29 protein-coding genes are annotated in these 24,467 nt (G+C 35.6%); all 29 read right to left on the bottom strand.

The features are described 5' to 3' along the window. Positions 1–174: 174 nt before the first annotated feature. On the bottom strand, positions 175–1,059 hold the full coding sequence (gene tsf, locus ABDZ63_RS08170) for a translation elongation factor Ts (RefSeq protein ID WP_343782978.1): 885 nt from the start codon (positions 1,057–1,059) through the stop codon (positions 175–177). A 171-nt stretch (positions 1,060–1,230) separates the two neighbouring features. After that, the gene (gene rpsB / locus ABDZ63_RS08165; RefSeq protein ID WP_343782976.1) at positions 1,231–1,983 is read right to left on the bottom strand and encodes a 30S ribosomal protein S2; all 753 of its coding nucleotides are present in this window, start codon (positions 1,981–1,983) and stop codon (positions 1,231–1,233) included. Positions 1,984–2,128: 145 nt separating this feature from the next. Then, positions 2,129–2,683 (bottom strand): DUF6115 domain-containing protein, encoded by a 555-nt coding sequence (locus ABDZ63_RS08160; RefSeq protein WP_343782974.1) that lies wholly within the window; start codon positions 2,681–2,683, stop codon positions 2,129–2,131. 18 nt (positions 2,684–2,701) lie between these two features. Beyond that, positions 2,702–3,019, bottom strand: coding sequence for a hypothetical protein (locus ABDZ63_RS08155; RefSeq protein ID WP_343782972.1), 318 nt, complete (start codon positions 3,017–3,019; stop codon positions 2,702–2,704). Positions 3,020–3,040: 21 nt separating this feature from the next. Then, positions 3,041–4,468, bottom strand: a complete 1,428-nt coding sequence (locus ABDZ63_RS08150) for a flagellar assembly protein A (RefSeq protein WP_343782970.1) — start codon at positions 4,466–4,468, stop codon at positions 3,041–3,043. Between the two features lie 23 nt (positions 4,469–4,491). Beyond that, on the bottom strand, positions 4,492–5,253 hold the full coding sequence (locus ABDZ63_RS08145; protein ID WP_343782968.1) for a FliA/WhiG family RNA polymerase sigma factor: 762 nt from the start codon (positions 5,251–5,253) through the stop codon (positions 4,492–4,494). A 19-nt stretch (positions 5,254–5,272) separates the two neighbouring features. Then, positions 5,273–5,593 carry a hypothetical protein gene (locus ABDZ63_RS08140; RefSeq protein WP_343782967.1) on the bottom strand — a complete coding sequence of 107 codons (321 nt, stop codon included), beginning with the start codon at positions 5,591–5,593 and terminating at the stop codon, positions 5,273–5,275. Then, on the bottom strand, positions 5,590–6,087 hold the full coding sequence (locus tag ABDZ63_RS08135; RefSeq protein WP_343782966.1) for a chemotaxis protein CheD: 498 nt from the start codon (positions 6,085–6,087) through the stop codon (positions 5,590–5,592). The genes ABDZ63_RS08140 and ABDZ63_RS08135 overlap by 4 nt, the downstream gene beginning before the upstream one ends. Beyond that, the gene (locus ABDZ63_RS08130; RefSeq protein ID WP_343782965.1) at positions 6,087–6,713 is read right to left on the bottom strand and encodes a chemotaxis protein CheC; all 627 of its coding nucleotides are present in this window, start codon (positions 6,711–6,713) and stop codon (positions 6,087–6,089) included. The genes ABDZ63_RS08135 and ABDZ63_RS08130 overlap by 1 nt, the downstream gene beginning before the upstream one ends. Positions 6,714–6,738: 25 nt before the next feature. Next, a complete protein-coding gene (locus ABDZ63_RS08125; RefSeq protein WP_343782964.1) occupies positions 6,739–7,203 on the bottom strand; it encodes a chemotaxis protein CheW in 465 nt (154 codons plus the stop codon). Positions 7,204–7,215: 12 nt separating this feature from the next. Continuing rightward, a complete protein-coding gene (locus ABDZ63_RS08120) occupies positions 7,216–9,225 on the bottom strand; it encodes a chemotaxis protein CheW (RefSeq protein WP_343782963.1) in 2,010 nt (669 codons plus the stop codon). A 217-nt stretch (positions 9,226–9,442) separates the two neighbouring features. Next, on the bottom strand, positions 9,443–10,498 hold the full coding sequence (locus ABDZ63_RS08115; protein WP_343782962.1) for a protein-glutamate methylesterase/protein-glutamine glutaminase: 1,056 nt from the start codon (positions 10,496–10,498) through the stop codon (positions 9,443–9,445). 4 nt (positions 10,499–10,502) lie between these two features. Beyond that, positions 10,503–11,369 carry a MinD/ParA family protein gene (locus ABDZ63_RS08110; RefSeq protein ID WP_343782961.1) on the bottom strand — a complete coding sequence of 289 codons (867 nt, stop codon included), beginning with the start codon at positions 11,367–11,369 and terminating at the stop codon, positions 10,503–10,505. Continuing rightward, complete coding sequence (gene flhF, locus ABDZ63_RS08105) at positions 11,366–12,499, bottom strand: flagellar biosynthesis GTPase FlhF (protein ID WP_343782960.1); 1,134 nt, start codon at positions 12,497–12,499, stop codon at positions 11,366–11,368. The genes ABDZ63_RS08110 and flhF overlap by 4 nt, the downstream gene beginning before the upstream one ends. Next, complete coding sequence (gene flhA, locus ABDZ63_RS08100) at positions 12,496–14,532, bottom strand: flagellar biosynthesis protein FlhA (protein ID WP_343782959.1); 2,037 nt, start codon at positions 14,530–14,532, stop codon at positions 12,496–12,498. Before flhA ends, flhF begins: the two co-directional genes overlap by 4 nt. Before the next feature lie 22 nt (positions 14,533–14,554). Continuing rightward, positions 14,555–15,640, bottom strand: coding sequence for a flagellar biosynthesis protein FlhB (gene flhB / locus ABDZ63_RS08095; RefSeq protein ID WP_343782958.1), 1,086 nt, complete (start codon positions 15,638–15,640; stop codon positions 14,555–14,557). A gap of 1 nt (position 15,641) precedes the next feature. Continuing rightward, on the bottom strand, positions 15,642–16,421 hold the full coding sequence (gene fliR, locus ABDZ63_RS08090) for a flagellar biosynthetic protein FliR (protein ID WP_343782957.1): 780 nt from the start codon (positions 16,419–16,421) through the stop codon (positions 15,642–15,644). A gap of 1 nt (position 16,422) precedes the next feature. Beyond that, positions 16,423–16,692 (bottom strand): flagellar biosynthesis protein FliQ, encoded by a 270-nt coding sequence (fliQ, locus tag ABDZ63_RS08085; protein ID WP_343782956.1) that lies wholly within the window; start codon positions 16,690–16,692, stop codon positions 16,423–16,425. Positions 16,693–16,713: 21 nt separating this feature from the next. Further along, positions 16,714–17,382, bottom strand: coding sequence for a flagellar type III secretion system pore protein FliP (fliP, locus tag ABDZ63_RS08080; protein WP_343782955.1), 669 nt, complete (start codon positions 17,380–17,382; stop codon positions 16,714–16,716). After that, entirely contained in the window at positions 17,375–18,067 is a 693-nt protein-coding gene (locus ABDZ63_RS08075; RefSeq protein ID WP_343782954.1) for a flagellar biosynthetic protein FliO, read from the bottom strand. The genes fliP and ABDZ63_RS08075 overlap by 8 nt, the downstream gene beginning before the upstream one ends. Before the next feature lie 20 nt (positions 18,068–18,087). Then, positions 18,088–18,450 carry a response regulator gene (locus ABDZ63_RS08070; RefSeq protein WP_343782953.1) on the bottom strand — a complete coding sequence of 121 codons (363 nt, stop codon included), beginning with the start codon at positions 18,448–18,450 and terminating at the stop codon, positions 18,088–18,090. Between the two features lie 17 nt (positions 18,451–18,467). Beyond that, complete coding sequence (gene fliY, locus ABDZ63_RS08065) at positions 18,468–19,628, bottom strand: flagellar motor switch phosphatase FliY (protein ID WP_343782952.1); 1,161 nt, start codon at positions 19,626–19,628, stop codon at positions 18,468–18,470. Next, entirely contained in the window at positions 19,625–20,617 is a 993-nt protein-coding gene (gene fliM, locus ABDZ63_RS08060) for a flagellar motor switch protein FliM (RefSeq protein ID WP_343782951.1), read from the bottom strand. The genes fliY and fliM overlap by 4 nt, the downstream gene beginning before the upstream one ends. A 33-nt stretch (positions 20,618–20,650) precedes the next feature. Beyond that, positions 20,651–21,073 (bottom strand): flagellar basal body-associated FliL family protein, encoded by a 423-nt coding sequence (locus tag ABDZ63_RS08055; RefSeq protein WP_343782950.1) that lies wholly within the window; start codon positions 21,071–21,073, stop codon positions 20,651–20,653. Then, positions 21,066–21,284: a flagellar FlbD family protein gene (locus ABDZ63_RS08050; RefSeq protein ID WP_343782949.1), complete on the bottom strand. Its 219-nt coding sequence runs from the start codon at positions 21,282–21,284 to the stop codon at positions 21,066–21,068. The genes ABDZ63_RS08055 and ABDZ63_RS08050 overlap by 8 nt, the downstream gene beginning before the upstream one ends. Before the next feature lie 56 nt (positions 21,285–21,340). Continuing rightward, positions 21,341–22,231: a flagellar basal body rod protein FlgG gene (gene flgG / locus ABDZ63_RS08045; RefSeq protein WP_343782948.1), complete on the bottom strand. Its 891-nt coding sequence runs from the start codon at positions 22,229–22,231 to the stop codon at positions 21,341–21,343. Positions 22,232–22,312: 81 nt separating this feature from the next. After that, entirely contained in the window at positions 22,313–22,690 is a 378-nt protein-coding gene (locus ABDZ63_RS08040) for a TIGR02530 family flagellar biosynthesis protein (RefSeq protein WP_343782947.1), read from the bottom strand. Then, positions 22,683–23,150, bottom strand: a complete 468-nt coding sequence (gene flgD, locus ABDZ63_RS08035) for a flagellar hook assembly protein FlgD (RefSeq protein ID WP_343782946.1) — start codon at positions 23,148–23,150, stop codon at positions 22,683–22,685. Before flgD ends, ABDZ63_RS08040 begins: the two co-directional genes overlap by 8 nt. Before the next feature lie 3 nt (positions 23,151–23,153). Continuing rightward, a complete protein-coding gene (locus ABDZ63_RS08030; RefSeq protein WP_343782944.1) occupies positions 23,154–24,437 on the bottom strand; it encodes a flagellar hook-length control protein FliK in 1,284 nt (427 codons plus the stop codon). Between the last annotated feature and the right edge of the window lie 30 nt (positions 24,438–24,467).

Genomic DNA, 24,467 nt, shown 5'->3' with positions numbered 1-24,467 from the left:
GTAATAGAGGACGGACAAAACAATCATTAAAAAGTCTAAACAGCTAATAATTTCCATGCTGCTAATCGCAATTTATGATTATACTTAGCAAAACCAAGTGACTGTTCATGATTAGTCCCAACCTCTTCTTACAAAATAGGGAACACACCAAGTGTCCCCTACTTTCATACAAAGTTATTTCTTAACTTGGTTCATTACTTCATCAGCGAAATTTTCTTCACGCTTCTCCATACCTTCGCCAACTTCAAAACGAATGAAAGATTTAACAGAAGCACCTTTTGACTCAACATACTTCTTAACTGTTTGATCTGGGTCTTTTACGAAAGATTGATCTAATAAGCAGATTTCTTCAAAAAACTTACCTAAACGGCCTTCTACCATTTTCTCAACAATATTTTCAGGCTTACCCTCTTCAAGTGCTTGCTGCTTTAGACGTTCACGTTCTTGGTCTACTACTTCCTGGTCAACTTCATCACGAGATAAATATTGAGGGTTGATTGCTGCAACGTGCATTGACACATCTTTTGCAACATCTTCATCAGTAGTACCTTCTACAAGTGATAGTACACCGATTTTTCCACCCATATGGATGTAAGCACCAATTGCAGAATTGTCGTCACTTTCAAAGATTTCAAAACGACGTAATGAAAGTTTCTCTCCAATTTTTGCAATAGCAGAGGTAATGTATTCACTAACTGTTTCCTCAGTACCATTTAGCTTTTGTTCTAAAGCTTCTTCTAATGAAGCAGGTTTATGTGTAAGAATATGGTTTGCAAGTACATCTAATAAGTTTTTGAATTCGTCATTTTTCGCAACGAAGTCCGTCTCAGCGTTAACTTCGATCATAACTGCTGTGCTACCTTCAGTTACAATATGAGTTGAACCTTCAGCTGCAATACGGTCAGCTTTCTTAGCTGCTTTTGACATACCTTTCTCACGTAAGTATTCAACTGCTTGGTCTAAGTCACCATCTGTTTCTTGTAAAGCTTTCTTACAATCCATCATACCTGCGCCAGTCTTTTCGCGCAGTTCTTTTACTAACTTCGCACTAATCGCCATATTACTTCCTCCTTGAGCACTTTATGTTTATGTTTTCTAAGTCAATTTATAACATGTATTTGTGATCTCTATTTGTGATCATCCATTACTAGGATTTACATCATTATGTTTATAAAACCCTTAGTTTAAAAAAGGTGATAAAAGGTCCTACCTCTTATCACCTACAACCTTTTACTCTTGAACCGCTTGTTTTTCTTCTTGCTCCTCTGAAGTAACATCTTCAGAAGCATCTTCTGTTGCTTCCCCTTGTTTTACTTCAAGGATCGCATCCGCCATTCTAGAGGTGATTAACTTAACCGCACGGATTGCGTCATCGTTTGCAGGGATGACATAATCAATTTCGTCTGGATCGCAGTTAGTATCGACCATAGCTACGATTGGGATATCTAAGTTCTGAGCTTCTTTAACTGCAATACGCTCTTTTCTTGGGTCAACAATAAATAGAGCATCAGGTAAATCTTCCATATTTTTAATCCCGCCAAGGAATTTCTCAAGGCGTTCTTTTTCTTTAAGAATCATAACAACTTCTTTTTTAGGAAGTACATCAAATGTACCGTCTTCTTCCATTGTTTCGATATCTTTTAAGCGATTAACACGCTTTTCGATTGTTTGGAAGTTTGTTAATGTTCCACCTAACCAACGTTGGTTAATGTAATGCATACCCGAACGGATCGCTTCTTCCTTCACCGTATCTTGAGCTTGCTTTTTCGTACCAACAAATAGTACTGTACCTCCATCTTGAGCAACTTCCTTAATGAAGTTGAACGCTTCATCTACCTTCTTAACAGTTTTTTGTAGGTCGATGATGTAAATGCCGTTACGCTCAGTAAAGATGTATCTTTTCATCTTTGGGTTCCAACGGCGAGTTTGGTGTCCGAAATGAACACCAGCTTCCAATAATTGTTTCATTGAAATAGCTGACATAATAAATTTCCTCCTAAATGGTTTTTCCCTCCGCCTGCTTCATCAGTAAACAAAACTCATATACAGAGCACCTTTATTCACTTCCACAAACGTGTGTATTAACACCAAAAGTAAATATATCACAACTGTATACACCAAGCAAGTATTAAATAGTCATTTTATGATTAAATTTTACAATAAGTTCGACTTCAGTTACACCCATGTTTAAATCCCTTGCAATTGTTTCAATTGAATGCCCTTCCTTATATAAACTAAGAATATTGCTTTGTGTAGTTTGCTCTTCTTTTATAGGTTGTTCATGTTTTGTTTCACGTTTTTGCGAATGGTTAATTTCCAATTGATCTTGTTGTTGTTCTACCATTAAATCTAAACTATAGTTTGGTAAATTTTCTTCAGGCTGTTTGTCTGATTGGGCCATTTGTAAAGGCTCTTTGTATGGATTTTCTTTAGTTTTAATAGAAGGTTCTTTTTCGTTTACTTTATTTCGTTGTTTTGGATATTGATCTACTTTTGAGAGTTCTTCAATTAATTTCTTATTTTCATCTTTGATCTCTAATAAGTATGAGTTGAACAAATCTTCTATTTCTTGTACGCGTTGTTCAGATTGATGCTCTAATTCAGTTGATTGTCGCCATTTTTGATACAACCAAAAAATCACGATAAATGTTAACCCATGTAAGATTAAATTAAAGATTTCCACTATAAATACCACCTGTCATTAGCGGGAAAAGTCTACACGATTTCCTAAATAAGGGTGTGGGATTCGATATTTCTCTCCGTTTTTTTGTTCTGATCTTTGATGCTCTTCATCTGAATAAGAATCAGACTCTTCATGTTGTTCATCACCTTCGTTGTGTACACTTTCAGCATGTTCTGATTCTAATACAGATTTTCTTTTACGTTCCAATTCTCGTAATTGTTGTTGGGCAATATTGTCTTGCATGATTTGCCCTCTTTGTTGTAACTGATCTTGAAGTTGTCCAGCATCTTGAGTTCTAGGAAGCGCTACTTGCATTTCTACTGCTTTCCAACTCATATGCTTCACCTCTCCTTTGGTTTACAACGGGTTAATCGAGAAGTCATTGTCCTGATAGACAACTGAAACCTTACTCGTTTCCTTTTCAATTAACTTAGCATATTTACCGAAATTGATTTCTACATTTGGATAAATTGTACCATTGACTATAACTTTAGGTAAATGTTTTTCCACCTCTTGGGGTTGATTTTGTTGACGAAATACTTCATATTCATCATTTAACTCACTTAATTCTAGGCGCGCCTTTTCATAAGAACGCTTTTGTCTTAAAAGGGTTACGCGTTCTTTATTCGTTAATTCTCTTGTCTTTTTAAGTTGTTCAAACTTTTCTCCAATTGCCTTAAGTTTCTTTAACTGATCCATTAATTCTTTCATTCGTTCTTCGATATAAATGCGCTTTTCAATTACTTTTTTATTATCACCTAAATAAATCACTGTTTTAGAACCCATTCGATTTCCTATTTCGTTTGCTTCAACTCGTTTACCACCTGAAACAGAACCACCTATAATGTGTCCGTTTTGGCATTTGATAGATTCTCTTGCCGTTACTTCACTATGCAAAATAGACTGTTTCACATAAATATTTCGACCTGCTTCAAGAATAGCTTGGTTTACATTACCCACGTTAATATCCAAAGTTGCACGAAGCTGTCCTTTTCCGATCGCAGAGATCCCTTCACTAATAAAAATAGAACCTCCAGAATCCAGAAAAGCCCCTTCTACAATACCTTTTATAGTAATATCACCTCTTGCTTTTAATGAAAAGCCTTCAGGTACATCACCGTTGATCACAATCGAGCCATTAAAATCAATGTTTCCTACAGTTAAATCTAAATGGTTATTCACTTCATAAGTAGGTAACACTTTAATCTCTTTTTCAGTTAGTGTAACTTGTCCACTCTCAGTAGCATAAATCGTAGCCTTTTCATAATTTAGCTTCGTGTTTTCACTTGCTTTTAGACTAACCTTCTTCCCTGGTTTTGACTCTACTAGTTGATTATAAACATTGATTCCTTCATCACCTGTTGTTGGAGCAACAAACGTAACAAGTGGGTCTCCCGCTTCTACAATTGGGATTTTCATCATTTCTTTAAAGTCAATATCTTGTCCACTTTGAACATTTGTTTGTGTCGCTAAGTTTACATGATATTGAATATACCCATCTTCACCATCTATAGGTGGGTTTCCTTTAGAAACCACTACTGATTTCTCTTCATCACTAATCCCTTGCTTAATGAAATCACATAATTCTTTAACAGCTTCTTTATTTAAATTGTATTGAATTTGTTGATTTAATAAGTGGTCATATATTGTAGATGAAACTATTTGCGTTTCAATGTCAATCTCATCATTTTCATGTAATTCGGTTAAATAAGCACTGTTTATGCCTAATGTTGCTTCCATCTCATCTTTCGTCACGCTCAAGTTAAATAAACGGGTTAAATCCACAAACAGCTACCCCCTTTATAACATCATGTTGTAAGCATTTTTTTAAGCTTAGCAATCGCTTTCGAATGAATTTGTGAGATTCTTGATGTTGATAAGTCTAAAACTTCCCCTATTTCAGTTAAAGTTAACTCTTCTTTATAAAACAAACTTAACACTAATTGCTCATTATCATTAAGTTTTTCCATCTCTTTCACTAACTCTTCAACATGTTCACGTTTTACTAAGTGCTCATCAGGAAGTATTGCTTGGGTATCTGGAATTGTATTTCTTAAACTTTCTCGTTGTTCATCTAACTGTTCACTCGTTTTTTCTTCAATTGATAAAACATTTGCATAGAGTGTATCTTTCATAATTTCAGCTACGTCTTCTGGGGGGGTTTTTAAATATTTTGCGACATCATCTACTGTCGGTTCACGTTGTAATTTCTGCTCTAGTAACTCATGCGCTTGTTCTATTTCTTTAGACTTTTCACGAACAGAACGAGGCAGCCAATCCTCTTTACGTAAACCATCAATAATCGCACCTCTAATACGAAATGTCGCATAAGTATCAAACTTTAAATCACGCTTAGTATCAAACTTTTCCAAAGCATCTACTAATCCCATTAAAGCTAAGCTTTTAACATCTTGTTTGTCGACACTTTTAGGAAGGTGTGTGTGGATGCGATTAACTTGATAATCTACTAATGGCATATAGTGTTCAACTAATAGATTACCAGCTTCTTGTTCTCTTGTATTTTGCCAACTACTCCAAAGTTGTTGTAAAGAGGATGATGTAGTTTTCATCTTGACGCCCCCCAAAAAGTTATCTTTCTAGCTGCTCTTCATTCATCATAGTGCGCACATGATTTGCTGTTTCTTCAACGTCTAGCTCAACATCTGATTCATTATAATCAGGATTTTCGTTTGAAGAATTGTGTTTATTTATGTTCTGTTGGTGGTTCTTTTTTGTTATATACGTTACACCCCACCTCATTAGTTGAATCAATATAAGACTTATAATAAAAGTTAAAAGTGCTCTTTCAATTGAAGCTTGAGGTGTATTGTTTAGTAAAGATAATAGAAATACATAGACACTTAAAATTGTAGCTCCTAAGAAATTATGCCAATACGAACCGACCATCAAATTTGTGTCACACCTTCTTTGACTGTTCTGACGTTTAATAAAGATTGATCAATCAGAAATTCAATCGTTCTTCCTTTATGACCACCAACATCTTCTGCGACGATTGGTATTCGATATTTTTTTAACTGTTCTTTAACGGCTTCTATGTTTCGTTGGCCAATCTTCATCATGTCACTCCCATTGCTTAAATTAAACATCTGTGCTCCACCAGCCATCTTAGCTTTTAAACGACTACTCCTAATTCCCTCAGCTTCTAGTAGATCGATTAATGATTTGATTCCAGTATCTGCAAACTTACCCTGTTTATATGACTTCCCTCTTGCCATTGATGAATCCGGTAGCATAACGTGTACTAACCCCGCTACTTCTTTAAGGTCATCATATAAAATCAACCCGACACATGAACCTAATCCTGCTGTCATAATCGTATGTGGATGCCTAGCAATGTTCAAATCTGCTATGCCTACTTTTACTACATCTAATGTCTGATTCATTATTCACTTACCCCTAATGCGTTAAAAATAATCTCATATGATTCTGGATTCGGTAATAGAAAAAAGTGACCTTTAATCTCCCGTTCAATACCATCAAGGTCATGCAGGATCGTTTCAATCATAATCGCTTGGTCTGAGACAGTAGATATTTCAATTAATCCTTGAGTGAGCATTGCACCAACCATATCAATCGCCACATTAGGGACTGATTGAACGACTTCTAAGTTTGTGAAATCTGATAGTGCCCTTAAATAAGAACCTGTAAGAATATTACCTAATTCTAAAAATGCAGATACGGCCATTGGGTCATCATTGGAGACTGTTTGACTTTCATCACCAATCATTAGTTGAGCGAACAAATCCGCTTCTTCTGGTGATATCATAAAGAACATATTTCCTGGAATATCACCTGTAGCTCGGACAAAAACAGCAGCTTGAACCTCATCTTTTCCGCCGACTTCTAACATCATTTCATCAAATGAAACAATATTAACGATTGGGACACTCATTGAAACAGAGCGGTTGATTAAGTTCGATAATGAAGTTGCTGCATTTCCAGCCCCAATGTTGCCAATTTCCTTTAACACATCTAAATGAATTTGACTTAAATTCGTGAAATTGTTCATAAATTAAACCTCTCATCTGTTGTCATTAATCAAGATCATTAACCTGTTTGAATTCTTCTTCAGATAGTACAAGTTCAAGATTCAAAAGGATGAGAAGTCTTTGCTCAATTTTAGCGACACCTTTAATATAATCTGCATTAACAGACCCAACAACCTCTGGTGATGGCTCGATGTGATCATGTGGAACATCAACAACATCATTAGCACCATCAACAATCATGCCAATTTGTTGTGAGTCAATACTAATAATGATAATTCTAGTACTCTCTGTATACCGAGTATCCTCAATATCGAACCTTTCTCTTAAATCAATAACAGGCGTTACGATGCCTCTTAAATTCATAACCCCTTTAACAAAGTGAGGTGCTCTAGGTACACGTGTAATTTCTTGCATCCGTTCAATTGAACCGACAGCGTTAACTGGTACACCATACTCTTCATCTTTCAACTGAAAAACAATTACCTTTTCATCTTGTAATACATCACTCATCAATAAGACCTCCTATTTTATAAGAGCATTACTATCAATAATCAATGCTACTTCACCATTACCTAATATAGTTGCGCCAGAAATTGCAAATATATTAGATAAATAATCACCTAAACCTTTTAAGACAATCTCCTGTTGACCAATGAAGGAATCTACGACTAATCCAGCCATTTGGTCTCCTTTACGGACCACTACTACTGAATAATAGTCTTCATCATCTGTTTGTAAAGAAGGTACCTCGAATACTTCCTTAAGATTAACTAACGGTACAATATTACCTCTAAAGTCAATCACTTCCTTGTTATGTGCTTTCATAATTTCAGACTTTTTAATGACTGCTGTTTCAATAATTGACGATAGCGGAATCGCATAAGTCTCCTTCTCAATCACAACTAACATAACTGAAATAATTGATAGTGTTAAAGGTAGTTGAATTGAGAAAGTAGTGCCCTCTCCATAAACAGAATCAATCTCAATCGAACCACCAAGTGATTCAATTGTATTTTTTACAACATCTAAGCCAACACCACGTCCAGAAATATCTGAAACTTCTTGGGCTGTTGAGAATCCACTTGCTAATATGAGTTCATTAATTTGTTTTTCTGTTAAATTGCTAGACTGCTCTTGTGTGACAACATCATTTTCAATTGCCTTATTTAATACTTTTTCTTGGTTTATTCCTTGACCGTCATCTTTAATTTCAACGAATACATGGTTACCACTGTGGTAAGCCTTTAAGACTAACTTACCTTCTTCTGGTTTTCCGTTATGTTGTCTAATTTCGGGTGATTCGATCCCATGGTCTACTGCATTACGAATTAAGTGTACTAAGGGGTCTCCAATTTCATCAATAACAGTTCGATCTAGTTCTGTTTCAGCACCTTCAATTTGCATATCAATCTTCTTACCTAAGTCTCTAGTTAATTGACGGACCATTCTTGGGAAACGGTTAAACACTTGATCAATTGGTACCATACGCATCGTTAAAATAATGTTTTGTAAATCTCCGGAAATTCTAGACATTCTCTCTACTGTTCCCTTAAGATCACTATGATTCAATTCTTCAGAGATCTGTTCTAAGCGACCACGATCAATAACCATCTCTTCAAATAGATTCATTAAAGCATCTAATCGTTCGATATTAACTCGGATTGTTTTATTACCAGCAGAAGATTTAGTTTGTTGAGTATTTTGTTCTTCTTGTTTTTCAGACTTAGGTTGTTCAACTACTGTTGCAGCGACCTCTTCTTTAACCTTTGATTGATTTGAAGCATCATGATCAAAATGAGTTATGTTAACTTCTGAAATTTCAGACACTTTCAATATTTTCGCTTTTATTTCATCTTCAGATTCATTCGACACCAATAAGACATCGAAACTATTCTCAAACTCTTCATTTTCAAGTTCGTCAACTGTAGGAACGGATTTAATAACTTCACCGCTTTGTTCTAACACTTCAAACACCATATAAACTCTAGCCACTTTTAACATGCAATCCAAAGACAGGTGAACTTGAACATGAAAAACATTTTGGCCATCTGACTTAGCTTGTTGCAAGACAGTTTGTTCGAATTGGTCAATCTCAATTGTTTCTGTAGACGTATGTTGTTCAAGTGTCGCCTCTTGTGCTTTTGATAGATCTTCACCTGATTCAATTGCTTTTAATTGTGCAACAATCTCAGTAACATCGCTTTTACCAGTGCCACCTTCAGATATATCACTAATCATATTCTCTAGATATTCAACTGAATCTAACAAGACATCCAACACATTAGAAGTAGCACTAAGCTTCTCATGTCTTATGGCATCTAATAGATTTTCCATCTTATGAGTTAAGTCTGATAAATCTTCAAATCCCATAGTAGCTGCCATGCCTTTTAGTGTATGGGCGGCACGGAAAATCTCATCTACAAGCGATAAGTTAGTTGGATCCTTTTCTAAATTGAGTAATTGATCATTTACTACTTGTAAATTTTCATTACTTTCGTCGATAAAAACATCTAAATATTGGTTCGAATCCATGTTTAGCCTCCTTAATGATTTCGCTCTGTTAAAGTCCGTTGTTGTTATTGTGATTCGCTTTCGGTGGACGCTTTCCGCGGGCACGGCTCGAGCCTCCTCGGCAGGAAAACACTGCCTGTGGGGTCTCGAGACTCGTGCTATTCCCGCAGGAGTCGCCACCTTCGCTCATCACAATACAACAACTTAGAGCAACCTTTTAAATAATCAACACTAAGCTTTAACAGAGCCAATGATTAAAAAGTTTAATCAATGAACTAGGGATGGAATCAATTGGCTCTATTAGGTCGGGGTCGACATTTTCGATAATAGATTTAGGCATACCGTAAATGACTGCCGATTGTTCAGACTCAGCGATTAAATATGTATTTCTATCTTTCTCTCTCATCATTTGTGCGCCAAGTGTACCATCATTCCCCATCCCGGTTAATATAACACCAACCTTATTAACTCTATTTAAATCCGCCACTGACTCAAACAACTTATTGACTGATGGACGATGACCACGAATAGGTTCAGTTTGGTCAATAACGGTAGCATAAGCACGACCGACTGACTTGATCGACAGGTGATAATCCCCGGGTGCTATATAAGCTGTACCAGGTTTAATCAATTCACCATTAACTGCTTCTTTTACATTTATTTCTGATAAACGATCTAATCGTTCGGCTAAAGACTTAGTAAATGCAGCTGGCATATGTTGTACGATTAAGATTGGTGCTTTGAAATCACCCGGTAATTTACTCAAAAGCTGTTGTAATGCTTTTGGGCCACCAGTAGATACTCCAATTGTAATAATCGTTTGGTCACTTACGAAGTTGGGGCTTCTCTTTTGTGAGCTGACAGTATGATTATGGCTTTTAGGTTTTTCGACCATTGCACTTGTTGCGTCTTTTACTTTCCTGCAAATCTCTTCACTTATATCGTTTATATCAAGTGAAATTGAGCCTGATGTTTTATTTATAAAATCTACCGCACCTAATTCTAAAGCCTCTATTGTAGCTTCTGCACCTTCATAAGTTAAGCTTGATAGCATAATAACTGGAGTTGGATGTTCAGCCATTATTTCCTTTAAAGCTTTAAGCCCATCCATTACTGGCATTTCAATATCAAGTGTAATAACATCAGGTTTATACTCTTGAACTTTTTTCAATCCATCTTGACCATTTCTCGCAGTAGCTACTACTTCTAAATGCGGGTCTTGATTGATGATGTCCGAAATAACTTTGCGCATAAAGGCAGAATCATCGATGATTATTACTTTTTTTATGCTCATTATGTTAATCTACCTTTCTAGTAAAAATGGATTTCAAACGGTCTACAAACTTATGTTCACTCTTGTTAAAATCTGTTTCAACTGATGGATAATTTTCGACCAATTTCTTAATTGCTTTACTTGCCTTTGTCTTCTTATTAAATAAGGTAAAAGGTTTTTGTTCTTTTACAGCCTCTCTAATATTCGAATCTTCAGGAAGCATCCCAAATAAGTGCAGTTCATGTTGTAAAAACTTTGATACGACAGCATGCAATTTATTATACGTAAATTGCCCTTCTTCTTGATTAGAGACACGATTAACCATTAAAGATAGTTTGAGCTTTTGACGTTGAGTATGAACAATCACTCGTTTAATTGCAGCATAGGCATCTGTAATTGATGTTGGCTCCGGTGTTGTTACGACAATACTTTCATCTGCCGCCTCAATAAAGGCTAAATGTTCTTCATTCATACCAGCACCTAAATCAAAAATAATATAATCGTATGAATTAATAATGCTTTGTAATTGTTCCATAAAATAAGTATGACCTTGTTCATCTAAATGAAAAAAATCAGACAAGCCAGTTCCAGCTGCAACATAAGAGAGGTTATTAGGACCTACTTCAATAATATCAGAAATTTGTAACTTTTTCTCTAACATTGTCATTATGCTTTTTCTAGATTGTAATCCTAGTAAAATATCAATATTGCCCATACCAATATCTAAATCAAAAATTAATACTTTGTTACCTTTTTCAATTAATTCCATGCTGAAATTTAAGGCGAAGTTAGATTTCCCAACTCCACCTTTCCCACTAAAGATCGCAATCGTTTTAGACTGTTTCTCTTGAAGTTTCATCCTTTGCCGTAAGTTATATGCTTGGTCCCTCATCGAGTTTCACCTGCTATCATATCTGTTAAGCGCTTAGAAGTTGGCCTTTCAATATCATTAGGGACATCTTGACCAGTGGTTAAGTAAGCTATTTTAAATTGATATTGGTCCCAAAGATTAATAATTGGACCATATTGTGATGTTTCATCTATTTTCGTTAATATCACATTATTTACAGACAAATCATGAAAACGACTATAAATTTCTTTTAAATCTTGTTCCTTTGTCGTTAGTGACAATACGCAAAATAAAGCATCTTCTTCTGTAAAGTTAACAAACTGTTTCATTTGATTGATATACTCATCTTTTTTAAAGTTTCGACCAGCTGTATCAACTAATATTAAGTCTTGATCGCTAAACTTTTCTCTTGCACGTTCGAAGTCATCTTTGTTATAAGCAACTTCAACGGGTAAGCCTAAAATCTTTGCATATGTTTTTAGTTGTTCAACAGCTGCGATTCGATAAGTGTCTAATGTAATTAAACCAACATTTTTCCCTTGATTAATCGCCTGATCTGCCGCTAATTTCGCCACTGTTGTCGTCTTTCCTACTCCTGTGGGCCCAAACAAGTACACCGTTTTAATATGTTCACTCAATTTAAAATCAGTCGCATCTTGCAACTTTTCATATAAAATATTTTTGATCATTTTCATATAATGTGATGAATCATTTATTTTCCCATTCGAGTAGTATTCCGTAAGTAAGTCATCCATCATTTCGTTAATAAGTTTATGAGAAATCCCTTGCTTCTCAAGTTTTAAATAGATGGAATCTAGTGGTGATGGATAATTTTTCTTTCCTTCTGTTTGATTAAGCTCGGCTTTTAGTTCTCTAATTTCGTTTAAGAGCTCTTGATCTGTTTTTACAGATTTATCAGGCTGACTATCTTTTATAGCAAAGCTTGATCGTTTAAACTCTTTCTCTTTTTGTAAAGAAGTCTTTGGGCTTTGCTTGATTGGCTGGGGGTCTACCGCCGCAATCACTTCAATGCTCTTTTTTTTAAATAAGCCTAAAAGCCCTCTAGAATTCTTTTCTTTTGAATTTAATATGACAGCAGCCTCTCCTAGTTCCTTTCTGACTTGTTTCATAGCGTCAGGCATCGTAGGAGCTGTATATTTTTTTACTTTCATGCGATATTCACCACCCCAGCGCTTTCTACTTCAAGGTCAGGTTCTAGTTCGTTATAAGATAACACGACAACGTCCGTTAAATAACGCCCAATCATTTGTTTCACATACCTTCTAATTGCTGGCGAACATAATAAAACAGGTGAGGCATCATCCATAAATGCCTGGCTTGCTTGATTATGGATCGACTCGATAACTTTTTGTTGTGTTTCTGGGTCCATTGATAAAAAGTTCCCGTGCTCTGTCTGTTGTATATGCTCTGCGATTTGTTTCTCCACTTGCGGTGATAAAGTAATGACTTTCATTTTATAATCTGGTGATGCATACATTTTCGTAATTTGTACTGATAATGATTGTCTACAATATTCAGCGAGTAAATCTGTGTCATTCGTCATCTTCCCGTAATCAGCTAAAGTTTCAAAAATAATAGGCAGATTTCGAACCGAAACTTGCTCTTCTAATAGTTTAGCTAACACTTTTTGAATTTCTCCAACAGATAAATGCTCTGGTGTTACTTCTTCTACAAGTGTTGGATAACTTTGCTTTAAATGATCAATTAATTGTTGTGTTTCTTCTCTTCCTAATAATTGATTTGCATATTTTTTAATGATTTCTGTAATATGGGTTGAAACCACTGATGGCGGGTCGACTACTGTATAACCAGATAACTCTGCTTCATCTTTCATATCTTCGGTGATCCATTTAGCAGGTAAACCAAATGCTGGTTCTACCGTATCAATCCCTTCAATTGTTTCATCTTCCATTCCTGGGCTCATTGCTAAATAGTGATTTAAGTACAATTCACCTTTAGCCACTTCATTACCTTTAATTTTCAGTTGATATTCATTTGGATTTAGCTGTATATTATCTCTAATTCTTACTACAGGTATAACAACACCAAGTTCTAAAGCTAATTGCCTTCTAATCATGACTACTCGGTCGAGTAAGTCACCACCCTGATTTGCATCTGCAATAGGTATCAAAGCATAACCAAACTCAAACTCGATTGGGTCCATGTTTAATAGATCTACTACATTATCAGGTGTCTGAACTTCTTGTTGTTCTGTTTCCTCTAAAGAAGACTCTTCTTCTTGAGCTTGTTGTTTTTCTTGGGCTCGGTCTAAATAAAATCCACCTACACCTAAGATAGCAGCTATTAAAGTTGTTAACATAAAGTGAATAGGAGTAAACCCTAATAAAAAGATGGTACCAGCTGCTACGTACAATAGTTTTGGATAACGGAACAGTTGGCCAGTTACATCATGTGATAAGTTACCTTCTGCTGCAACACGGGTAACGATAATTCCAGTAGCTGTTGCGATTAATATGGCTGGTATTTGTGAAACTAATCCATCACCTACTGTCAGTCGTAAGAAGACATCGACTGTTTCACCAGCCGTTAACCCAAACTGAGTCATCCCGATAATAAAACCAAAAATGATGTTTACTAACACAATCACAATACCTGCAATAGCGTCACCTTTAACGAATTTACTAGCACCATCCATGGCTCCATAGAAATCAGCTTCGTTCTCAATTTTTTCGCGTCGATCTTTTGCTTGTTGTTCTGTAATCATACCAGCATTTAAATCAGCATCAATACTCATTTGTTTACCCGGCATAGCATCCAAAGTAAAACGAGCGGAAACTTCCGATACACGTTCTGCACCTTTTGTTATAACGATAAATTGTATAATAACTAGAATCAAAAAGACGACAAAACCGACAAACGGATTACCACCAGTTACAAAATCTCCAAACGTATCGACAACATTACCAGCGTCAGCTTCTGATAAGATTGAACGCGTCGTTGATACGTTTAACCCTAAACGAAATAATGTTAATAACAAGAGTAATGAAGGGAAGATCGCAAAATCTAAAGCTTCTTGCGTATTCATGGTGACAAGAATAACGATTAATGCTAAAGAGATGTTTGTTAAAATTAATATGCTTAACAGCCATCCAGGTAAAGGGATGACTAACATAATGATGATTAATATTACACCTAATAATACCGACAAATCTCTTGCTGACATGCTAAAAATCCTCTCTCCATTACTACTTAACTTTTTTCTCTAGTTTGTATACATAAGCTAATACTTCAGCAACTTGCTGGAAAAAATCTTCTGGAATTGTTTCTCCAATTTCAACTGAATTATAAAGACCTCTTGCTAAAGTGCGATTCTCTACACGAACAACATCATTGGCTTTTGCTACTTCTCTAATTTTTAACGCAACATAATCGACACCTTTAGCAACAACGTATGGTGCGTCTCTCTGGTCTTCATCATACCTTAATGCAATTGAGTAGTGCGTTGGGTTTGTTATCACGACATCTGCAGAAGGCACTTCACTCATCATTCGTTGCTGAGCCATTTGCCTTTGCCGCTCTTTCATGCGTGATTTGATTAGAGGGTCACCTTCAATGTTTTTGTGCTCATCTTTAACATCTTGTTTAGACATTTTGATATTTTTTTCATGATCATAACGCTGGTATAAATAATCAATAATAGCTATGATCATTAACATGATAGCAGCTGCAATGCCAATAATAATCGTTAATTGTCCAAAGAACGCGATCGATTCATTGATCGACTTTTGAGACAACATCATTAGATCATCTTTATTCATCCAAATAATTGTAAAACATACAGACCCTACGGATGAAATCTTTAATAATGACTTTAAAAATTCAACTAAAGCTCTTGCTGAGAAGATACGTTTCAAGCCTTTTAAAGGATCTATCTTTTTTAAATCAAATTTAAGTGGTTCACCTGTAAATAGGAAGCCAATTTGCATATAGTTAGCAATTAAAGCTCCGATGATAGCAATAATCATAACAGGTAAAACAACTTTAACGCCTTCTACCGTCGATTGAAAAAAGACCTGTTCCACATTTGAAGGCGTTACTTCCCAATGAATAAATTCTGTGAAACTATGAGTATAAATACCAGTTAAGGTTTCTCCCATAAAAGAACCGAAGACTAATAGAAAAACAAACACACAAAAAAGTAAGATCGACGTATTCACATCTTGACTTTTAGCAACTTGACCTTTCTTCCTTGTATCTTGTTTCTTCTTCGATGTAGCCTTTTCTGTTTTTTCTTGATTAAAATATTGTAAATCTAAGCGTAATAGTTTCATATTACGCCCCTCCCAAGACTTCCAACAGCTGACGCATCGTTTGGAACATATATTCAAATAAACCACTTACTAATAAACCAAAAAAGCTAAATGATATAAATATAACAATAAAGCTTGTCAGTATTTTTAAAGGTAGACCAACTACAAACACATTCATTTGTGGAACAGTTCTAGCAATCATACCTAATGCAACATCAACTAAAAACAAAGTACCAACGATCGGGATTGCTATTTGAAATGCTAGTAAAAACATCCCTGACATCGTAACAATAATGAACTGAACAAATGATTCACTATGAATTGGAATCATTTCTTGAAAACCAATAAATTGATAACTGTAAAAAATACCATCTATTAAAAGGTGGTGTGCATTAGTAGCAACTAATAATAATAAAGCAAAAATATAATAGTATTGACCAATAATCGGGCTTTGGACTCCAGTTTGTGGGTCAACAACGTTTGCAATTGCAAATCCCATTTGGAAATCAATAAAACCACCAGCGATTTGTACACCCGCTAAAATTATATAAGCAACTAATGCGAGTAGGATGCCAATTGTCACTTCTTTTAACAACAGAAGAACGTATTGACCGTCAAAAAGCATTGCAGGTACATCAAGCGATAAGTACATGATCCAAGCTAACACCACCACAAGTCCTATTCGATGCATCATAGGGATTGTATGATATGAAAATAATGGCGCTAAAAAGAAAAATCCCCCGAGCCTTGCTAGAATAAGAAAAAATGCTGGTAGTCTTGTGAAATCGATAATTTCTAGCATTTTAACCAACTACTTGTGAAATATTATTAAAGATACTTACTGTAAATTCAATCATTCGTTGCAGCATCCACGGACCTAATATTACAATTCCTACAAATACAGCTACAATTTTAGGAATGAATGCTAACGTTTGTTCTTGAATTTGTGTTGTTGCTTGGAAGATTGCTACTGTAAGTCCAACGAACAATGCAATTAAAAGTAGTGGACCAACAACAATCAATATTGTGTAAACACCGCGCTCAGCTAATGCCACAACCATATCTGGAGTCATCCTAATTCCTTCTTCCTATCGCTATATATAACTTTCTAAAATCGAATGGGTGATTAAATACCAACCATCTACTATGACAAAAAGTAATACTTTAAATGGTAATGAAATCATTACTGGTGGGAGCATCATCATCCCCATTGACATTAATACACTGGCAACAGCCATATCAATAACTAAAAACGGGATAAAGATCATAAAACCCATTTGAAACGCTGTCTTTAATTCACTAATTGCAAAAGCAGGCACTAAGGCAGTTAAAGGTATATCCTCAATTGACTCTGGCCTTTCAGCTCCAGAATAGTCTAAGAATAACGCCAAATCTTGCTGCCTAGTATGTTGCGCCATAAACTCTTTAAACGGAATACTCGCCTCATCATAAGCTTCTTCTAAGGTGATTTCTTCATTAAACAATGGCTGTAAAGCTTGGTCATTTACTTCATAAAAAGTAGGAGCCATTATAAAAAAAGTTAAGAATAATGCTAAACCAATTAACACTTGGTTAGGTGGCATTTGTTGAGTTGCTAACGATGTACGAACAAATGATAAAACAATCACAATTCGAGTGAAGCACGTCATTAAAATTAATATACTCGGAGCAAGAGCTAGAACAGTTAATAGAAGGAGTAACTGAACTGCTGTTGAAATTGCTCCGGGGTCATTATCTGAAAAAATATTTACAAATTCATTCATCGTTCGAGTCACCCTTATGTTGATAGCGTTTCATCATTCGTTGCCTTGAGTTTTTCATCGTCTCCAGCTCTGTTTTAAACTGGTTTTTTGTTTCTTGTTCTTGATAAGGATTACGGTTTTTATTTTGAAAATTTTGCAGTAATGATTGAAAGCTAGCTCCTTCTGAATTCGTTTCATTCGCTTCAGAAAGCTGCTCAATTGTTTCAGAATCTTCAATTTTAGATAGCATTTGTACATCTTCACCAACACCGAGTAAGAAGTATTCGTTACCTACTCTTACAATTTGTGCCGACTTATTATTACCTAAAGCTACTCCACCTACATTTTCTAACGATTGTGTTTGCTGATAGATTCTCGTTCTCTTTTGGACGAATTTAAGTACTACAAAAATTAAAGCTAATACGAGTACTAATGCTGCAATCATCCTTAAAAAATCTAGAAACAGTGAGCGATTTGATTGACCAATCTGTTCTTCATTCTCATCATCAGTATTAAAAGCAGGCTGCTCTTCTGTTTCTAGTTCACTCTCTTGATGAGGTGCTTCTTCTTCAGAGTCACTAGCATCAATTTGTAAACAATCAGATACACTTCCATCACAATCATCTTCTGCGATGGTATCGATTGAAAAATAATACAAAGATATGATTAATAGTAAAACAGTTACTAACGTTTTTTTAAGTTTCATGTCGATCTACCCTTAAATATTTAACTTAAAGCTTTCCCAATTGCTTCTAACACACGATCTGCTTGAAATGGTTTTACAATGAAATCTTTAGCGCCTGCTTGGATGGCATCAATAACCATCGCTTGTTGCCCCATTGCAGAACACATCACGACTTTAGCTTCACCATTATGGCTAATAATTTCTTTTAATGCTTCAATTCCATCTTTTTCAGGCATCGTGATATCTAATGTTACTAAATCTGGCTTTAACTCATTATATTGCTCAACGGCTTCTTGTCCATTTTCTGCTTCACCAACAACCTCATAACCATTTTTCTCTAAAATATCCTTAATCATCATTCTCATAAACGCTGCATCATCTACAATTAAAATTTTCTGTCCCATCGCAAAGTCCCCCTACATTACCTTAATTTTTGGATTCTTTCTGATTGACTTAAAATGTCTGACACTCTAACACCAAAGTTTTCATCAATAACGACAACTTCACCTTTGGCTATGAGTTTATTATTAACTAAAATATCAACTGGCTCTCCGGCTAACTTATCAAGCTCAACGATTGAACCTGTGCTTAATTCCAATATTTCTCTAATACTTTTACTTGACCGACCTAATTCTACAGACACATTTAATGGTATATCCATTAATAGATTAAGATTTCTTTTCTCTTCAGCTTCTAGCTTTGGTGGTTTTCCAAAGTCTTCAAACTCAGCTTTTTCAACACTATAATCATCTGCCTGTTGTTGAAAAGACTTTCCACCCAACTGTTGTGGATTGGTTGTTTGAGTCGGTCCTTCTGTTTGAGCATTGTTTTGTTGTTCTACCTCTGAAGGTTGTTCTTGAGCTTCTGGTTCCTTTGTGCTTTGTTCATGCTCATCTACATTTAATAAGCCATCAACAAATTCTTTGGCAAAATTAACTGGTAACAATTGCATAATCTTAGAATCAATTAATTCGCCGACTTTAAGTTGAAATGACACTCTCACGAATGTGTCTTCATTTGGTATATAATCGACACCTTCACCCGATTCAACATCTAATATGGTTGTATCTGGTGGTGTTATATCAACACGTTTTTCAAATACCGAGGACATACTAGTAGCAGCTGATCCCATCATTTGGTTCATCGCTTCTTGTACAGCGCTTAATTGAATCTCTCCTAATTCTAAAGAAGGTGATAACCCATCACCGCCTAACATTAAGTCAGCAATAATAGCCGCATCCTTGTTTTTAATCACAAATAAGTTAGTCCCTATAAATCCATCTGTATAATCAACTTTGACAGCTACATGTGGTGTTGGAAATGTTTCACTCAACGTACTGCTATCAATCGTTGATACAGTGGGTGTAGTAATTTCTACTTTTTGATTTAACAAAGAAGATAGAGCTGTAGCTGAACTACCAAATGAGATATTTCCAATCTCTCCGATCGCATCAACTTCAATATCGCTTAAGATATCATTTAATTCTACGTTTTGCTCATCTTCAGTTGTCTCATTGCCTCCTGCACCATTCAATAACGCATCAATTTCTTCTTGCGAAAGCATATCACCATTGTTACTCATTCTTCTTCACCCCTCGTTTCTCCTAAGATTTGTACAGCCATATGGCGCTTTTGTTTACCAGGCTGCACATAGAATTTCGGTTCATTATTAATATGCATGACTAAAGGTTCTTCAATGGACTGGTTAAGCATAATAACATCTTCTTGGTTTAACTTTAAAAATTCTTCAATTGAAACACCTGATTCACCTAAGAGAACTTTCGCTTCTACATCAACGTTATTTAGGCTTTTAGATAAGTGCTCGGCATCTTCTGGACTGCTTTTCGTTTTTTCTTTTTGCATCCAGTAATGGACAGAGAGCTTTGATATAATTGGCTCCAATACCATATGTGGTATACAAATATTCATCATACCTGACGTCTCACCAATTTGTGCGTTCAATGACACAATGACTACCGTTTCGTTAGGAGATACCATTTGAATAAATTGTGGGTTAACTTCAAATTCTTCTAACGTAAGGTCAATCTCAACTAATGAACCCCAAGCTTCTTCTAAACTTTCAAATGCCTTTTCAAATAGCCGTGACATTATACGGCTTTCAATTTCAGTTAAACTATCAACCTTGTTTGAACTTTTACCTTCTCCACCGAGTGTACGATCTAATATGGCATAAGCAATATTCGGATTCACTTCATACATAATTCGCCCTTCAAGCGGTTCTACTGAAAAAATGTTAAGTACTGTTCGTTGTGGCATTGAACGAACAAATTCTTCATATGGAACTTGGTCTACAGAGGCAACTGAAACCTCTGAAAAAGACCTTAATTGTCCTGCAAAGAATGATGTTAGTAATCTCGCAAAATTTTCATGTATTCTAGTTAAGCCTCTTATTTGATCTTTTGAAAAACGAAGGGCTCGCTTAAAGTCGTAATCACGTACTTTACGTTCTTCTTGCTTCTGCTCTTTCAATTCGTCTGCATCCATTTCTCCACTTGAAATAGCAGATAATAGTGCATCTATTTCTCCTTGCGATAATACATCTTCTGACACATCAATTCACCTCCACCTTGGAGTGCTTTATTCTTACTGGACTGTTTTTTCTGTTATAAATATATCAGTTACTTCACCGTCATTTAATCGATCATTTAATGCTGAGCTGACTTTGTTACGTACTGAATCTAGATTATTTCTAAAATCATCTCTTTCTAGTACTGTTAACTCTTGAATAATCGCATCATTGATAATGAAAAACTCTCCTTCTTGAAGCTCTTCGCTTGTGTTACTCTCATCAGTTACAACACGAAACTGTATTCTAACAAAGCTTCCATCGGCTAAATCTGTCGTTATTTCGTCTGTGACGAAAGAGTTTTCTGCCATATCTTGAATCGATCTTTCACCGTCTACTTCACTATTAAAATCAACATAGATTAATAATATAATAGCAACAATGCCTATAATCGTTAGAGATATCAATGTGGTGAGCATGATCTTAATTGGTCTACTCATCTTTATCAACTACCTTCGCTTGGAGATCTATTAAACCAACTTGTTTATAATAATGTGTTGTTAAGTTCATAACTTCCTCAACAGTTTCTTTCACAAAGTATACCTTCCCATTTGATAGAGTAACCGTTGTATCTGGTAATGCTTGTATTTTTTCTATGTATAAAGCATTGATCACAAACACTTCTCCGTCTAATCTTGTCACATTAATCATATGATGGATGAGACTGGGACAAAATAACTTTAGCTATGCCCCAGTCTCTTTCCTCCTTATCGTTTTAGGTTAACTAACTCTTGAAGGATTTCATCTGATGTTGTGATCACCCTTGTATTGGCTTGGAAACCTCTTTGTGAAGTAATCATTTCTGTAAATTCTTCTGCTAAGTCAACGTTAGACATTTCAAGCGCGCCTGCATAAAGGTTACCTGTACCGCCTTGGCCTGGCACATTAAGAAATTCAATTTGATCATCTAAACCTTCCATTAAACCAGCATTACCCGTCAATGCAAAGTTATTGCCGCCAACTTTTTCAAGCCCTTCTGGATTTGAGAAGTTTGCAAGCATGACTTGACCGGCTTCTTCAGCGTTACCGTCTTCTGATACATAGTTCACTGTTCCATCTGCACCTATACTAAAACTTTGAGCGCCTTCAGGTATTTGAATTCTTCCTGGGTCACCTTCAACGTCTCCAACTAAATATTGTCCATTACTATTAACAATGTAGCCTTCTTCATCTAAATAGAAATTACCCGCACGCGTGAAATTAATTTGGTCACCACCATCTAAATCTAAGTCAATGGCAGTGTTTTCTACGTCACCATCAGCACTAACTGTTCTTTCTGCCACGACGAACATGCCATCGCCTTCAATTGCTAAATCTAATGGACGATCAGTCGTTTGACGGTTACCTTGAGTATGGATGTTATCAATGCTTCCAGTGTTTGAACCGAGTCCAACTTGCATTGGATTACGACCACCAAGTTGTCCATCTCCAACAGGTCCTGTCGCGCCTTGTGTTGTTTGACTCATCAAGTCAGAAAATGTTTGGCGCCCTTTCTTATAACCAAACGTATTAACATTAGCAATGTTGTTTGAAACGACATCTAATTTATTTTGGAATCCATTCATCCCTGAAATTCCTGTGTACATTGAACGTAACATTATAAATTCGTCCTCTCATTTTTAAATTTACTGCATCAGTCATTCAGCAGTTCATAGGCTTCCGTTAAGGTCCAGCCTAGATTAATCTCGTAAAATAATAGTTCCATTAATATTTGTTAAAAGTTGATCAGATGCTTCTTCACCACTCATCGCTGTAATAATCGTTTGGTTTTTAGTACTAGCAACTAGTACAGCGTCTGGTAAAATAACAGCTGAATCTGTAATACCTTTTTGTTTTGCTTCTACCATTTTATCTTCAATCTTTGACCATTGATCCTCAGAAATCTCGATATTTCGTTCTTCCATTCTTTTTATTGCATGTTTACTAACCTTTACATTATCGTTTGTCACTTGTTGAAGAACTGATTTAAACGAATCTTTTGTAGGTGGATCTACTTTTTCTTTAGGTTTTGTTACCGGTAAAGGTTGCTGATGGTAGATCGGGTTGATTTTATTCATCTGATTCACCATCACCTTCATCGACATTCACTTGGCCAATTTGTGTGACATCCTCAGCACTAATTTCCTTCCCGTTATCTAATGAAATGATAATTCCTTCTCCATCTTTTCTAACAGATTCAACAATTGCGCTAAGTTCATCTTCCAAGTCACCATCTTCATTAAAATCGCCATAGTTAACGGCTTGCCCAATTAAATTAGAATATTGGAGGAAGTTCGAATAACTTTGATTCTCCATAAACTGTTCAAAACCATTCGCCATATTCATTGTTTGTTCTAACTGTGAAAATGTTGCCATTTGAGCAATGAAATCTTTATCATCCATCGGGTCTAAAGGGTCTTGGTTAGTTAATTGAGTCATTAATATTTTTAAAAATGCATCACGACCAAGTTCATCATTTTGGTTTCCTTCTTGAACTTGATTTCTATCTGATAACATTAATGAGTCATCAATTCTCACTAATTACACCTCCTCTTCGAATAAATAGTCTTTAAATTGACTAGATGGTTGTTCGTCTTGTTTTTCTTCTTGTTGCCCTTCTTCAAAAGCTTGTTCTTCACTAGACTGTTCATGGTGTTCACTCAGTTGTTCTTTCGTATGATCTGTGTTGGTTTGGTCAACCTGTCTCTCAACTACAACTTGGTTTGGATGGAAAATGTGCCTTAATTGATTCATGTTACTTTCAAGCATTTCTCTAGCTGCATTCGACATCACTGATATTTTCACTGCCATTTGCCCATCAATTTGTGTAAACTGCAGCGTCATTTGGCCTAAGTTTGCTGGTTTTAGTTGAATCGTTAAATTGTTTGTACCATTTGTTCGACCAAATTGGCTCGACTGAATAATCTTCTGTAATTGTTCAATTATTTGTTGTTGATTACTTAAATTATTACTCGTTTGATTACCATTTGCTCTAGATAAATGAATCGTATATTGTTCGAGTTTAGACATTTGTGGGTTTTGCTCTACTAAACCTTCACTTACACGACTTGTTGAAATGTTAGCTGGCTGTTGATTTAATATTTTAGATAAAGCCTGTTTAATTGCTGTGACATCTTTAGTATGTTGATAAGCTGGCTGATTTAAGTTTGGACTATTTAACTGGCTTTTTATCTGTTTTAATAAATTCTGCCAACGTTCATTTGATTGATTGTTTTGTTGTGTAGTAGGCTGATGTTGATTCAACAGTGATGCGATCACTCTAGCTAAATTCTGTTCAGTTTGGTTTAATAAACTTGGGTTTCTTCCATTCGATTGATTGTCATCTGTTCTAGCAATTTGATTCATTGGAATTCCTAAGTAGGCCAATTGTTCTGAAACATTCCCAGACTCAAAATCAATCAAATCTTCTTCACTTAACTGGTTGTGCAACTCAAAGAGAAACTGGCCCAAAGCATTTAGTTTTTCCTCACCCAACTCTTCAAAGAAACTTGAATCTTCATTAAACAATTGCTCCAAGCTGTTAAGTAGTTGCTCAACATCTTCAAATGACAGTTCACTAATCATTTGTTCTAGTGCATCGTGCCCCTCTATTAAGCTCTCTACTATATTACTTAACAGCTCTTTAACCTCTGTTTCAGATAATAGATTCTCTTTTAAAACTATAAGATCTTCTTCAGCTTCTGATCCTTCTGATAAGTTACTTAGTAGGTTACTAAATAGATCATTCCTTGTACTTTTAGATGAGCTTTCCTTTAATGTGACTTGATCTTGTAGCATTGGCATCATCGCTATAATCCCGTTCACCACGTTCACCCCCTTTCAAAATAAGACTGT

Origin of the sequence: Alkalibacillus silvisoli (assembly GCF_039521975.1) — a bacterium.
In the GTDB taxonomy this organism is placed as follows: Bacteria; Bacillota; Bacilli; order Bacillales; family Alkalibacillaceae; genus Alkalibacillus; species Alkalibacillus silvisoli.
Note: the sequence above shows the minus strand (reverse complement) of the source record. Positions and strands in the feature narration are given on the sequence as shown.